This window comes from Streptomyces globisporus (assembly GCF_003501885.1).
Taxonomy (GTDB): Bacteria; Actinomycetota; Actinomycetes; order Streptomycetales; family Streptomycetaceae; genus Streptomyces; species Streptomyces globisporus_D.
This window is the reverse complement of the sequence record NZ_QWFA01000448.1, coordinates 1-398: the sequence shown is the minus strand read 5'-3', so window position 1 is coordinate 398 and position 398 is coordinate 1. Positions and strand designations below refer to the sequence as shown.

1 protein-coding gene is annotated in these 398 nt (G+C 75.4%); it reads left to right on the top strand.

Annotated features, from left to right (window positions below; all coding sequences use genetic code 11):
• Nucleotides 1-312 (top strand): alpha/beta fold hydrolase (locus D3105_RS34245; protein ID WP_133305760.1); only part of this gene is annotated, 312 nt, incomplete at its 5' end.
• Nucleotides 313-398: the final 86 nt, after the last annotated feature.

Here is a 398-nt window from a genome sequence, read left to right as displayed (position 1 = left end):
GACCCGCCCCGCCCGCCCTCCGTCCGCCCCGAGGGCGACCTCGACTTCGACTGGCCCGTCGTCCCCGACATCGACGCGCAGATCAACGACCCCGACCCGGCCGTCCGTGAGCGCTTCCCGGAGATCACCGTGCCCACCCTCGTCATCGGCGGCGGGCCCGACAGCCACATCGACCAGGATCAGCTCGCGCAGATGGTCCGCGCGATACCGGACGCCGAGCTGGTCACCGTCGAGGCGGGACACCTGATCCACACGGACCGGCCCGGGGAATTCCTCGCGGCGATCCGGGCGTTCGGGCTCGGAGGCGTCTGAGGGCCGCCGATGGCCGCCTGCCGGGAACGGTTTGGCCGCCGACCGGCGGCCCGGGCGGGGCGGCCCCCCCCCGCTCAGTCCCGGCC